Origin of the sequence: Kribbella sp. NPDC005582 (genome assembly GCF_040605415.1) — a bacterium.
GTDB lineage: Bacteria > Actinomycetota > Actinomycetes > Propionibacteriales > Kribbellaceae > Kribbella.
This window is the reverse complement of record NZ_JBEXCU010000004.1, coordinates 204,887-217,025: the sequence shown is the minus strand read 5'-3', so window position 1 is coordinate 217,025 and position 12,139 is coordinate 204,887. Positions and strand designations below refer to the sequence as shown.

Annotated in this window: 12 protein-coding genes; 7 read left to right on the top strand and 5 right to left on the bottom strand. The window is 68.2% G+C overall.

The features are described from left to right. Positions 1-26 precede the first annotated feature (26 nt). Together ABZS29_RS24250 and ABZS29_RS24245 are read right to left on the bottom strand one after the other, a co-directional pair. Positions 27-1,799 carry an NAD+ synthase gene (locus ABZS29_RS24250; RefSeq protein WP_355464799.1) on the bottom strand — a complete coding sequence of 591 codons (1,773 nt, stop codon included), beginning with the start codon at positions 1,797-1,799 and terminating at the stop codon, positions 27-29. A 115-nt stretch (positions 1,800-1,914) separates the two neighbouring features. Next, positions 1,915-2,529, bottom strand: coding sequence for a GNAT family N-acetyltransferase (locus ABZS29_RS24245; protein ID WP_355464798.1), 615 nt, complete (start codon positions 2,527-2,529; stop codon positions 1,915-1,917). Positions 2,530-2,614: 85 nt separating this feature from the next. On the opposite strand from ABZS29_RS24245, the gene ABZS29_RS24240 reads away from it, so the two are divergent. Beyond that, the gene (locus ABZS29_RS24240; RefSeq protein ID WP_355464796.1) at positions 2,615-3,793 is read left to right on the top strand and encodes a DUF418 domain-containing protein; all 1,179 of its coding nucleotides are present in this window, start codon (positions 2,615-2,617) and stop codon (positions 3,791-3,793) included. On the opposite strand, the gene ABZS29_RS24235 is transcribed toward ABZS29_RS24240, so the two are convergent. Next, positions 3,745-4,401, bottom strand: coding sequence for a peptidoglycan recognition family protein (locus ABZS29_RS24235; protein ID WP_355464794.1), 657 nt, complete (start codon positions 4,399-4,401; stop codon positions 3,745-3,747). The genes ABZS29_RS24240 and ABZS29_RS24235 overlap by 49 nt on opposite strands. A gap of 57 nt (positions 4,402-4,458) precedes the next feature. Between ABZS29_RS24235 and ABZS29_RS24230 the strand changes: the two genes are divergently transcribed. Then, positions 4,459-4,917, top strand: a complete 459-nt coding sequence (locus tag ABZS29_RS24230) for a hypothetical protein (RefSeq protein ID WP_355464792.1) — start codon at positions 4,459-4,461, stop codon at positions 4,915-4,917. Then, positions 4,914-5,879 carry an HTTM domain-containing protein gene (locus tag ABZS29_RS24225; RefSeq protein WP_355464790.1) on the top strand — a complete coding sequence of 322 codons (966 nt, stop codon included), beginning with the start codon at positions 4,914-4,916 and terminating at the stop codon, positions 5,877-5,879. Before ABZS29_RS24230 ends, ABZS29_RS24225 begins: the two co-directional genes overlap by 4 nt. Here the strand turns inward: ABZS29_RS24225 and ABZS29_RS24220 are convergent. After that, positions 5,805-6,206, bottom strand: a complete 402-nt coding sequence (locus tag ABZS29_RS24220) for a hypothetical protein (RefSeq protein WP_355465565.1) — start codon at positions 6,204-6,206, stop codon at positions 5,805-5,807. The genes ABZS29_RS24225 and ABZS29_RS24220 overlap by 75 nt on opposite strands. Positions 6,207-6,326: 120 nt before the next feature. Between ABZS29_RS24220 and glnA the strand changes: the two genes are divergently transcribed. Further along, a complete protein-coding gene (glnA, locus tag ABZS29_RS24215; protein WP_355464788.1) occupies positions 6,327-7,667 on the top strand; it encodes a type I glutamate--ammonia ligase in 1,341 nt (446 codons plus the stop codon). A 1-nt stretch (position 7,668) separates the two neighbouring features. Here glnA and ABZS29_RS24210 read toward each other — a convergent pair whose 3' ends face one another. Then, a complete protein-coding gene (locus ABZS29_RS24210; protein WP_355464786.1) occupies positions 7,669-8,220 on the bottom strand; it encodes a hypothetical protein in 552 nt (183 codons plus the stop codon). 146 nt (positions 8,221-8,366) lie between these two features. On the opposite strand from ABZS29_RS24210, the gene ABZS29_RS24205 reads away from it, so the two are divergent. The 3 genes from ABZS29_RS24205 to ABZS29_RS24195 are packed head-to-tail and all read left to right on the top strand — an operon-like array spanning position 8,367 to position 12,138. After that, positions 8,367-11,342: a bifunctional [glutamine synthetase] adenylyltransferase/[glutamine synthetase]-adenylyl-L-tyrosine phosphorylase gene (locus ABZS29_RS24205; RefSeq protein WP_355464784.1), complete on the top strand. Its 2,976-nt coding sequence runs from the start codon at positions 8,367-8,369 to the stop codon at positions 11,340-11,342. Between the two features lie 32 nt (positions 11,343-11,374). Further along, entirely contained in the window at positions 11,375-11,692 is a 318-nt protein-coding gene (locus tag ABZS29_RS24200) for a helix-turn-helix domain-containing protein (RefSeq protein ID WP_355464782.1), read from the top strand. After that, complete coding sequence (locus ABZS29_RS24195) at positions 11,692-12,138, top strand: SRPBCC domain-containing protein (protein WP_355464780.1); 447 nt, start codon at positions 11,692-11,694, stop codon at positions 12,136-12,138. Before ABZS29_RS24200 ends, ABZS29_RS24195 begins: the two co-directional genes overlap by 1 nt. Position 12,139 lies beyond the last annotated feature (1 nt).

Sequence of the window (12,139 nt, the reverse complement as noted above, 5' to 3'; positions counted from 1 at the left end):
GGATGGGCGGTACCGCCAGGAGTCGCTCAGTGCTCGGCTGCCTTCCGTGCGTCCTCACGCCATGCATTGGTGATCGGCACCCGGCGGTCCCGGCCGAAGGCCTTGTGAGTGATCTTCGGGCCCGGTGGGTACTGCCGGCGCTTGTACTCCGCGCGATCGACCAACTGGATGACCTTGCTGACCAGTTCGGTCTCGAATCCGGCCGCGACCAGTTCCGCGCTGCCGCGGTCCTGTTCGACGTAGTCGTCCAGCATGTCGTCGAGCAGATCGTACGGCGGCAGCGAGTCGGTGTCCTTCTGACCCGGCGCGAGCTCGGCCGACGGGGGTTTGGCGATCGAGTTCTCCGGGATCGGCGGCTGCTGCCCGCGGGCCTTCGCGTCCTCGTTGCGCCACTTCGCCAGCCGCCAGACGACGGTCTTCGGGACGTCCTTGAGCGGCGCGTAGCCGCCGACCGCGTCACCGTAGATTGTCGAGTAGCCGACGGACAGTTCGGATTTGTTGCCGCAGGCAAGTACCAGGTGGCCGTCGGCGTTCGACAGGCCCATCCAGATCACCGCGCGGACCCGCGCCTGCAGGTTCTCCTCGGCGAGACCGGTCAGGCCGAGGGTGTCGATGAACGGCTGCACCATCGGCTGGATCGGGACAACCCGATAGCTCAAGCCGGTCCGGGCGGCGAGCTCGGCGGCGTCATCCTTGGAGTGGTCACTGGAGTACACACTCGGGTTCGAGATGCCGAACACATGCTCCGGCCCGATCGCGTCACAGGCGATCGCCGCGACCAGCGACGAGTCGATGCCGCCGGACAGTCCGAGCAGGACCGACTTGAACCCGTTCTTCTGCACGTAGTCGCGCAGGCCGGTGACGATGGCGCCGTACATCTCGGCCTCGTCGGCCAGCCGCGGCGCGACCGCGGCGGCGATCGGCTCGTACGCCGGGAGCGGCTCCTCGTGGATCACCGTGTGCACGATCTCGATGCCCTCGTGCGTGCCCGACGGCGTACCGGTCGCGGCCGGCAGCTCGAGGTCGACAACCATGCTGCCCTGCTCGAACTGCGGTGCCCGCGCGAAAATGTTGCCCTCGGCGTCGGAGATCAGCGAGTCGCCGTCGAACACGAGCTCGTCCTGGCCGCCGATCAGGTTCACATAGGCGAGTGCACAACCGGCCTCGCGAGCACGCCGCGTGACGAGCTCCCCGCGGACGTCGTCCTTGTTCGCCTCGTACGGCGAGCTGTTCACGACAAGCAGGAGTCCCGCGCCGGCCGCCCTGGTCACCGCGACCGGACCGCCGTCCTGCCAAAGGTCCTCACAGATCGCGATCGCGACATCGATGCCGTGGATCCGAACCACCTGCAGCGTGCTGCCCGGAACGAAGTGCCGGAACTCGTCGAACACCCCGTAGTTCGGCAGGTGGTGCTTCACCACACTGGTCACCACGCGCCCCTGGTGGATCACCGCGGCCGCATTCGTCGGCGACCCCTTCGGCCGCCCGAGCCGGTCGACGCCCATCGCCGTACCTTTGGCGCGGTCCAGATATCCGCACACCACCACGATGTCGCCCAGACCCTCAGCCGCCAGCCGCTCGGCCAGCCGCTGGATCTTCACCTGCGAAGCATCCACGAACGACCCCCGCAACGCGAGGTCCTCCACCGGATACCCCGTCAGCGCCATCTCCGGAAACGCCACCACATGAGCACCCCGCTCAACAGCGTTTCGCGTCCAGGCAACGATCTTCTCGGCGTTCCCGTCCACATCACCGACAGTCACATTGAGCTGCGCAAGAGCCACCCGAAGCTGAGACACGAGAGCACACTACTGTCTCCGCTGCTCTTTCGACTCCCCGATCCACACAAGAACCCGCCCAAGGTTCTGCTCGAGGGGCGCCATCGCGTCCACCGTCGCGTCACGGCAAAGGTAGTCAGGTGGTGGCGAAGACCAAGTGGTACGACGGGGTCCAGCCGAGGGCGTCGTAGAGGAACTGGCCTTCGGGGGAGGCGGCCAGGAGGCCGGTGGTGGCGCCTTGGGTGCGGGCTTGGGTGGTTAGGGCGGTCATGAGGGCGGCGGCTAGGCCGCGGCGGCGGTGGGCCGGCTCGGTGTGGATCAGGTCGGGGACGGCGTCGGATCCGTGGAGGGCGAGGTGTCCGCTGGCGACTGGTTCGCCGGCGTGGTGGAGTTCGGCGCGGATGACGGTCGGACCGGCCGTGAGGTGGAGCTCGTACTCCGGGGGGATCGGATGGTGTGGATGGTCGGCCAACGGGATGGTCATGATGCGGGGGATGGCTCGGACCGTTAGTGGGTGAATGGATTTCGCCACCGCATCCGGGTCGGACGCGAGGACGGTGAGACGTGTCGTACCAGGGGTGGTTAGGGCGAGCCGGGCTGCGCGGGCGGCGTACGCAGGCGTGGTGAGGTACTCGACCTCACGGTCCGGCTCACCAACCCGTACGACGATGACGCCGTCGGTCTCGTCGTAATCCATCCAGCCCCGGGACAGCGACCAGCCGCGTTGCCAGCGGACGAGGAGTTCGTGCATCTCTCCAGGAAAGCAGCGACGAAGGTTCAGGGGTTGGGAACTTTGGGTGGCTGTCTGGTCCGCAGCGGGTCGGTTGACTGGTGGGATGACGACGAGTGGCGGGCCTACTGGGGTGGGGGAGCGGGCGCTGGGGCCGGATCTGGCTCGGGGGTTCATGTTGTTGTTCATCGCGTTGGCGAACTCGCACTACTTCGTGGCGGGGGAGCGCGGGTTCGGCGGGTTCCCGATGGATGGGTCAGGGATGGATCGCGGGGTCGGGATGATGATCTCGACGTTCGTGGACGGGCGCGCTTTTCCGATGTTCGGGGTGTTGTTCGGGTACGGCGTGGCGCAGATCGTACGGCGGCAGCGGGAGGCCGGGCGGGAGTGGCGGCCGATCCGGAAGTTGTTGTGGCGGCGTAGTCTGGTGCTGGTGGTATTGGGGTTCTTCCATGGGATGTTCCTGTACGTCGGCGACATCCTCGCGGCGTACGGCGTACTGCTGTTCATCGGCGTGTGGGCGCTGCGATGGAAGGACATGTGGCTGTTCGTCGTGGCGGCGGCCGTGCTCGTGCTGACAGCTTTGCCGTCCGATGGCTCGCTGGCGACGATGACCGAGGGCGTGGATCCGGCGATGCTGCCGCACTCCTTGGCTGAGCAGTTCGAGACGCGGATCATCGTGCAGCCGTTCATCGCCCTCCTGGGGCCGATCGGATTCATGACTCCGGTCCTGATCGGACTCTGGGCCGGCCGCCGGCGGATCTTCGAGCGACCGGCCCAACACCTGGCCCTGCTGCGTACGACGGCAGTCGTCGGACTGACCATCGCGATCGTCGGAGCGCTGCCGGTGTCGTTGGTTGTCGGCGGCATCGTCGACCGGCCCAGCGATCGCGCCCTCTCGATCTTCGGGCCGCTGCACGACGCGACTGGTGTCTTCGGCGGTTTCGGGTACGCCGCTCTGATCGTGCTGATCGCGCACCGGCTCAGCGATCGCCAGGGGCCGGTCACCCTGGCGATCGCCGCCGTCGGTCAGCGGTCGCTGACCTGTTATCTCAGCCAGTCGGTCGTCTGGGCCGTCGTGTTCACGCCCTACCTGCTAGACCTTTCGGGCGCACTCACGACGACCACAACAGCACTCCTGGCCATCGCCACGTGGCTCGCGACCGTCCTGATGGCCGACCGGATGCGCCGAGCCAACTACCGCGGACCGTTCGAGAAGCTGATCCGCTGGTTCAGCTACAGGACGGCCGCAACGCGGTCGCGCAGTTCCGGCAGCCTCGCGTAGAAGACGTCGCCGGGGCACTGGGTGGAGTTGTAGTCGCGGTGCCCCACGATCGCCACGTGCGGATCGAGACCGTACTTCGTGCACAGCCACGCACACGTCAGCACGGACATGTCGAACAGCGCGACCGGCACGTTCGCCGAGACGTAGGTTCCTTCGTGCTCGATCCCGATCGTGTGGCTGTTGTGGTTGAGGGTCTGCGCGCCGAGCACGTTCTGCCCGTTGTTGATCGACGGCAGCGACTTGCTCCGGCCCTCCATCAGGAACCCGCCGCGGCTGATCGTCAGCTGCTGGCCGCTGTCGATCCAGCCGTTGGTGTCCATGTGCAGGTTCTGGATCCAGTGCGACACCTTGTACGCCGCCGACAGCGAGTAGTCGGTGACGTTGGGGGAGGCGGTGTGGTGGATGACGATGTGGTCGGGTTTGCCGATCACCGAGGTCGCGGACTTCGGCGGCCGGGCCGACCATTCGGAGCGCGTGTAACAGCGCGGGGCCGGGGCGCCGTACGCCGCGGTCGTGGGGAGGGCGATGCCGCCGAGCAGGACCCCGGAGGCGGCAGCGCCGCGCAGCAGGGTCCGGCGGGACGGTTGGAAACTTTCTGGGGCGGTCATGCTCAAGAAAATCCCCTACATGCAGACCCGCCAAACCGTTCTGGTCTAATACGTCGGGTGACGGAAGGTGAGATCAAGCTCGGACGGGTCGGCAAGACGGTCCGGGTGCTGGTCGCGGTGGTCGGCATCGTGCTGCTGATCAACGGCTCGGCGCGGGCGTCCGACGACGCGTGGCCGTTCGGCCCGATGTCCCAGTACGCCGCCTCGGTCGCGGACGACGCGGCCGTCACGTTCACCCGGATCAGCGCGCAGACCGACGCCGGTACGACGGTCGACGTACCGCTGAACATCGAGGGCGCCGGTGTCGCCCGGGCCGAGATCGAGGCCCGGACCGGTGAGATCGAGAAGGATCCGTCGCTGCTGCAGCAGGTCGCCGACGGCTGGAAGAAGAAGCACCCCGACCAGCCGCAGTACGTGAAGCTCGAGCTGATCCGCGACACCACCCAACTGGTCAAGGGACGCGTAGTCGGACCGCCGGCCGCCCAGGTGCTCGCGACCTGGCAGGTGCGCCGATGAGCGCGGCCGAGGTAGCAGGGACAGCGGGCGCAGCCTCGAAGCCCGCCCTGGCTTCGCGGATCGCCGACTGGTTCACACCAAAGATCGCCCTGGCGCGCGTCGCCTGGCTGCGGACGGTCCTCTATCTCTTCGTCATCCTCGACATGCACGCCTTTGTCCGCGACACCCGCCTGAAGGGCGAGCACCCCGGCCTCTACCAACCGCTCCTGCTGGCCCGGATCTTCGACCTCCCCAAGCCGTCGGTGGCCAACACCACCGCCCTGTACGTCGTACTGATCGTGGCCTGCCTGATCGGCGCCACGAACTGGTTCCCGCGCGTCGCCGGCTGGGTGGTCGCCCCGGCGTTCACCTGGTGGGTGCTGATCGGGATGAGCGACGGGAAGGTCGACCACGACCACCTCGCGCTCGTGGTCGCGCTCTGGGTGCTTCCGACGGTCAAATCCGCGAGCCGCGGCCGAGCGGCGTACGGGGATCAGACGCGGTCCGAGGCGGCCGGGTGGGCTGTGCGCTGCGTGCAGATCTCCGTGATCGCGACGTACTTCCTGTCGTGGGTGGCGAAGGTGCGAAGCCCGGGGTGGAAGTTCACCTGGCCGAGCAGCGCGATCCTGACGTGGGCGATCGTCCGGCGGCCGCACCCGGTCGGGGAGTGGCTGCTGCACCATCCGTGGATGCTGCACGTGATGCAGTGGGTCGGGTTCATCGCCGAGTTCTGCTCGCCGGTGATTCTCTGGCTCAAGGGCCGTTGGCAACTACTCGGCGCGCTGTTCTTCCTCGGTTTCCACGTCGCGAACACGGCGATCCTGCTGATCCACTTCCTGCCGACCGTCGTCTGCTGGCTGGCCTTCGCGCCGCTGGAGCGGATCGTCCCGTGGTTCCGTCGTAGGCGCTCAGACGGCGATGCCGGAGAGGCCGAAGACCAGCCCGAACGCAGCGGGCAGGCCCAGCAGCAGGCCGGCGCGTAGCCGGAACCGCCGTCCGCCCGGGCCCGGCGTACGAACGACTCGGGACAGCACCGCACCGGCGTACCCGAAGACGAAGGCGACCAGCAGGATCTGCCGGGTCGGCAGGTTCTCGGCGTCGTGCTGGGTCAGCCCGAGGGTGATCAGCCCGGGGAAGCAGAACGCGCACATCCCGAAGCCGATCTCGGGCAGCGGCAGCCAGCGCCGCCCGAGCACGTCGCGCTCGGCCGGCCGGCGCTTCCGGACCGACTGCACGAAACGGGCCGTCGAGAGCAGCAAATCGCTCAGGCACAGGATCGCCGCGATGATCAACGCGACCCGGAACGTCATCTGCACGAGGACACGGTAGGGCCTGATGGCCGGCATGTCGCCCGCAGCACGTAACGTCTGCTTAACAGAGGCGGGGCACACTGTGTGAGGGCCGCACAAACCGACGATCGAGGTGGACCGATGGACAAGCAGCAGGAGTTCGTACTGCGCGCGCTGGAGGAGCGCGACGTACGTTTCGTGCGGCTCTGGTTCACCGACGTGCTCGGCTTCCTGAAGTCGGTCGCGGTGGCGCCGGCCGAGCTGGAGGGCGCGTTCTCCGAGGGGATCGGGTTCGACGGGTCCGCGATCGAGGGCTTCGCCCGGGTGACCGAGGCGGACATGCTGGCCAAGCCGGACCCGTCGACGTTTCAGATCCTGCCGTGGCGCGGCGAGACGATGGGCACCGCGCGGATGTTCTGCGACATCAACATGCCGGACGGGTCCGCGTCGTTCGCCGACCCGCGGAACGTCCTGAAGCGCTCGCTGTCGAAAGCGGCCGATCTCGGCTTCACCTTCTACACGCACCCCGAGATCGAGTTCTACCTGTTCAAGTCGCTGATCGGCGCCCCCGGGACGACGCCGGAGCCGGTCGACTCGTCGGGCTACTTCGACCACACCCCGCAGGGGATCGGCAACGACTTCCGCCGCGAGGCGATCACGATGCTGGAGTCGATGGGCATCTCGGTCGAGTTCAGCCACCACGAGGGCGGTCCGGGCCAGCAGGAGATCGACCTGCGGTACGCCGACGCGCTGTCGACCGCGGACAACATCATGACGTTCCGGGTCGTGGTGAAGGAGGTCGCGCTGTCGCAGGGCATCTACGCCTCGTTCATGCCGAAGCCGCTGAGCGACCAGCCCGGCTCCGGGATGCACACCCACATGTCGCTGTTCGAGGGGGACCGGAACGCGTTCTTCGAGGGCGGCGCGCAGTACCAGCTGTCCAAGACCGGTCGCGCCTTCATCGCCGGCCTGTTGCACCACGCGGCCGAGATCACCGCGGTGACCAACCAGTGGGTGAACTCGTACAAGCGGCTCGCGGTCGGCGACGAAGCGCCGTCGTTCGTCTCCTGGGGGCACAACAACCGGTCCGCGCTGGTCCGGGTGCCGATGTACAAGCCGCACAAGGGCCAGTCGTCGCGGGTGGAGTTCCGCTCGCTCGACTCCGCCGCCAACCCGTACCTCGCCTTCGCGCTGATGCTCGCCGCCGGCCTGAAGGGCATCGAGGAGGGCTACGAGCTGCCGCGCGAGGTCGAGGAAGACGTCTGGTCGCTGACGCCGCGCGAGCGCAAGGCTCTCGGCATCAAGCCGCTGCCGGGCAGCCTCGCCGAGGCGATCAGCGCGATGGAGGACAGCGAGCTCGTCGCCGAAACGCTGGGCGAGCACGTCTTCGACTTCTTCCTGCGGAACAAGCGCGCCGAGTGGCAGGACTACCGCCGCCAGGTCACGCCGTTCGAGCTGAACAAGCTGCTGCCGGTTCTTTAGCTCACAGTGAGGTGGCGGCCTTGAGCAGGTCGTCCGGGCTGGGCTCGGCCGTGAGAGGTTCGGCCGGGATGCTGTCGGACGAGTGTGTCGAGGTGAACCGCGCCGTCGCCGTCGAATGCCGGTACGGCGCCTCGACCGGATCCACCGGTACGACGGGCGCGGGCACCGGCTCGGCCGGCTCGACCACCGGTTGCGCCGGGATGATCGGCGTACCGTCGTCGGCCATCGCGTGCACCTCTTCGACCGTCAGGAACGCGACCGGCCGGACGCCTTCGGTGATCACCACCAGGCAGCCGGGGATCACCTGCTGGGCCCGATTCCCCTGTCCAGGAACGAGAATCCCTTCCACCGGTGTCCGCCAGGCGCCGGGCGCGAAGCGACGCAGGCAGACGCCTGCCTGCCCGTCCTCGGCGGTGCGTGGGGGCACGAACGCCGTACCCGTGTAGTCGTAGTCGTAGTCCGGCTCAGGCGGCCCGGACACTCGCCCACCCTGCTGGGGCGTCAACCAGACCACCATGCCCCGAACAGCGAGCGACCCCGTCATCATGACCATGAGGACTCATTCTGCCGACTACAGCCCGAATACGCCAGGCAACTCCGTGTATTGATCGCAATCCCCAGTAGATCTCGCCGCAACCCGCTTGCGCGCTCGCCGAGATTCTGTCACGCGGGGCGCTCCGGCTGGGTAATCTGACGGGCGTGGCTGAGGCGCAGAGAGGGTCTGGGGAAGGTCGGCTGGTTCGGCTGGGATTCGGGGACCCGCGGCGGGCCGCGCAGTTGCTGCAGCAACTGGAATCGCTCTGCCCAATCGACACCGAACCGCTGGTCACGACGCTCTCGGAGTCGGCCGATCCGGATCTGGCGCTGTACAGCCTGCTCGGCGTGGTGGAGGCGCTCGACCGCAATCAGTACGACGTCGGCGCGTTGGCCCGCACGCTCGAGATGGACGAGGACTTCCGCCGGCGGCTGGTCTTCGTGCTCGGGGCGAGCGAGGCGTTCGGCCGGCACCTCAGTGTGCATCCGCGGCACTGGTACGACCTCGCCGATCCGACGCTGACCGGCTCGCGCCCGTCGGTCGAGGACGTCGCGGCGAAGCTGGCCTCCGCGGTGGACGCGGAGAAGCCGGTCGACGCGCTCCGCGTCGAGTACCGGCGGCTCTTGCTCCGGCTCGCCGCTCGCGATCTCGCCGAAGGGTTACTCGTCGACGAGGTGGCCGCCGTACTGGCTGATCTCGCCGCGGGCGCGCTGGAGACTGCACTGCAGATTGCCCGCAACAACTACTTCGCGGCGCATCCCGAAGCAGCCGACTGCCGGCTGGCGATCATTGCCATGGGCAAGTGTGGTGGCCGGGAGCTCAACTATGTCAGCGATGTCGATGTCCTGTTCGTCGCCGAACCCCTCGACGGTGAGCCGGAAGCGCCGGCGCTGAAGACGGCGTCGCAGCTCGCTGCCGCCGCGATGCGGATCTGCTCCGACCACACCGGCGAGGGCACGCTCTGGCCGGTCGACGCGGCGCTGCGGCCGGAAGGCAAGTCCGGCCCGCTCGTCCGCACGCTCGAGAGTCACCTGGCCTACTACCAGCGCTGGGCGAAGACCTGGGAGTTCCAGGCGCTGCTCAAGGCGCGGCCGGTCGCCGGTGACGCCGACCTCGGCCGCGAGTACGCCGAGCGAATCGGCAAGCTGGCCTGGTCGGCGGCCGACCGTGAAGGGTTCGTCGGCGACGTCCAGGCGATGCGGCGCCGGGTGATCGACCACATTCCGGCGGCCGATGTCGATCGCCAGCTCAAGCTCGGTCCGGGCGGCCTGCGTGATGTCGAGTTCGCCGTACAGCTGCTGCAGTTGGTGCACGGGCGCAGCGACGAGGCGGTCCGCAGCGGTACGACGCTGATCGCGCTGGAGTCGCTCACTACGAGCGGGTACGTCGGTCGCACGGATGGCGCCGTACTGGCGGATGCGTATCGGTTCCTGCGCTCGATGGAACACCGCATTCAGCTCTACCGGCTTCGGCGTACGCATCAGGTTCCGGAAGATGAGGCCGACCTGCGTCGGCTCGGTCGCTCGCTCGGCTTCACCAAGAACCCGGTCGCCGACCTGATCGCGGCGTGGAAGAAGCACGCGCTCGAAGTTCGCCGACTGCACGAGAAGCTGTTCTATCGGCCGCTGCTCGCGGCGGTCGCGCGGATCCCGGGCGGCGAGGTCCGGTTGACGCCCGAGGCCGCGCGCCAACGCCTGACAGCACTTGGCTATGCCGACCCGGCCTCGGCGCTGCGGCACATCGAGGCGTTGTCCGAGGGCGTGTCGCGGCGCTCGTCGATCCAGAAAGCCTTGCTGCCCGCGATGCTCGGCTGGTTCGCGGAGTCACCTGATCCGGATGCCGGTCTGCTCGCGTTCCGCACGATCTCCGACAGCCTCGGCTCGACGCCGTGGTACCTGCGCCAGCTTCGCGACGAGGGCGCGTCGGCCGAGCGCCTCGCGCACCTGCTGGCCAGCGGCCGGTACGCCGTCGATCTGTTGCAGCGTGCGCCGGAGGCGACCGCGATGCTTGCCGATGAGCGTGAACTGGTCCCGCGCACCCCCGAAGGTCTGCTGACCGAGATGTCGGCCGCCGCCCGCAGGCAGGAACAACCTGAAGCCGCGGTGGCCGCGATCCGTGCGGTCCGGCGGCGGGAACTGTTCCGGGTCGCCGCTGCGGATCTGTCCGGACTGCTCGATGTCGAGGCAGTCGGCAACGCGCTGACCGGGATCTCGATCGGCACGCTGACCGCCGCTCTCGAGGTCGCGCGGAGGGCTGTCGCCAAGGGTGCGCCGGAGCCGACCCGGATGTCGATCGTGGCGATGGGCCGCTTCGGCGGTCACGAGCTCGGCTACGGCAGCGATGCCGACGTGATGTTCGTCCACGATCCCTTACCGGGCGCCGATGAGAAGGCTGCCACCGACTTCGCCACCCAGGCCGCCACCGAGCTCCGTCGTCTGCTCGCCCTGCCGGGTGCCGATCCGGCGGTCGTCATCGATGCGGACCTGAGGCCCGAGGGGCGGCAGGGACCACTTGTCCGGACGCTGGCGTCGTACGCGTCGTACTACGCCCGCTGGTCGGCAGTCTGGGAAGCCCAGGCGCTGCTGCGCGCCGACCCGCTGTGCGGCGACGCCGATCTCTGTACGGCGTTCCGCGAGCTGATCGACCCGCTGCGCTACCCGCCGAACGGCATCGGCGAGCGTGACGTGGTGGAGATCCGCCGGATCAAGGCCCGCGTCGACGCGGAACGCCTGCCGCGCGGAGCGAACCGCAGTACCCACACCAAGCTCGGCCGCGGCGGCCTGGCCGACATCGAGTGGACCGTCCAACTCCTCCAGCTCCGCGAAGCCCACCGCCTGCCGGGCCTGCGCACCACCCGCACCCTCGCCGCCCTGCGCGCCGGCGTCGAAGCCGGCCTGGTCGACGCCAGCGAGGCCGAAACCCTCGGCATCGCCTGGGAGCTCGCCTCCCGGATCCGCAACGCGATCATGCTCGTCCGCGCCCGCCCCGGCGACTCCCTCCCCACCGACCCGCGCGACCTCGCCGCCGTCGCCCAGATCTGCGGCTACCCACCCGGCGAGTCGAGCCGCTTCTCCGACGACTACCTCCGGATCACCCGCCGAGCCCACAACACCGTCGCCCGCCTCTTCTGGGACGATTGACAGGCAACCTTTTGGTTGCCTATGGTGAAGCGGTGGAGCTGGTGTTCAAGGCGTTGGCGGACGAGGGGCGCCGGCGGTTGCTGGACGGGCTGCGGGAGCGGAACGGGCAGACGCTGCTGGAGTTGTGCGAACTGCTGCCCGAACTCACCCGGCAGGGTGTGACGAAGCATCTGCGGATTCTCGAGGACGCGAATCTGGTGGTGCCCGTGAAGCAGGGCCGGAACAAGCTCCACTATCTGAACCCGGTGCCGATCAACGAGATCGCCGAGCGGTGGCTGAGCAACTACGAGCGGGACAAGTTAACCGCGCTCAGTGCGTTGAAGGCCGCCCTGGAGGAGAAGGAGAAGTGATGAGCAAGCCTGCGATGGTCCATGTCACCTACATCGAGACGACGCCCGAGAAGCTCTGGGCGGCGCTCACCCAGGGGGAGTTCACCAAGCTGTACTGGTTCGGCCGGCGGATCGAGTCCGAGTGGACGATCGGCGCGCCCGTCGCGTTCTACGACAGCGCTGACGACAGCCTGACCGACTCCGGTGAGGTGCTGGTGGTCGACGAGCCGAAGACGCTCGCCTACACGTTCAAGAACGAGTTCCTGGAGGAGCACAAGGACCGCCCGGTCGGCCGGGTCACGTTCACCATCGAACCGGCCGGTCCGACCGTGGTGAAACTGCAGGTCGTACACGACGAGATCAGCGCCGACGAGGTCGAGGGCTGGCGGAACGGCTGGGGCCCGATCCTGGCCAACCTCAAGACGTACCTGGAGACCGGCCGCACTCTGGAGATCGAGTTCTCCTAGA

What these genes read in the sequence shown, in the direction of transcription:
- ABZS29_RS24245 (WP_355464798.1), bottom strand. Translation starts at nt 2,529, where the DNA reads ATGCACGAACTCCTCGTCCGCTGGCAACGCGGCTGGTCGCTGTCCCGG.
- ABZS29_RS24240 (WP_355464796.1), top strand. Translation starts at nt 2,615, where the DNA reads ATGACGACGAGTGGCGGGCCTACTGGGGTGGGGGAGCGGGCGCTGGGG.
- ABZS29_RS24235 (WP_355464794.1), bottom strand. Translation starts at nt 4,401, where the DNA reads ATGACCGCCCCAGAAAGTTTCCAACCGTCCCGCCGGACCCTGCTGCGC.
- ABZS29_RS24225 (WP_355464790.1), top strand. Translation starts at nt 4,914, where the DNA reads ATGAGCGCGGCCGAGGTAGCAGGGACAGCGGGCGCAGCCTCGAAGCCC.
- ABZS29_RS24220 (WP_355465565.1), bottom strand. Translation starts at nt 6,206, where the DNA reads ATGACGTTCCGGGTCGCGTTGATCATCGCGGCGATCCTGTGCCTGAGC.
- glnA (WP_355464788.1), top strand. Translation starts at nt 6,327, where the DNA reads ATGGACAAGCAGCAGGAGTTCGTACTGCGCGCGCTGGAGGAGCGCGAC.
- ABZS29_RS24210 (WP_355464786.1), bottom strand. Translation starts at nt 8,220, where the DNA reads ATGGTCATGATGACGGGGTCGCTCGCTGTTCGGGGCATGGTGGTCTGG.
- ABZS29_RS24195 (WP_355464780.1), top strand. Translation starts at nt 11,692, where the DNA reads ATGAGCAAGCCTGCGATGGTCCATGTCACCTACATCGAGACGACGCCC.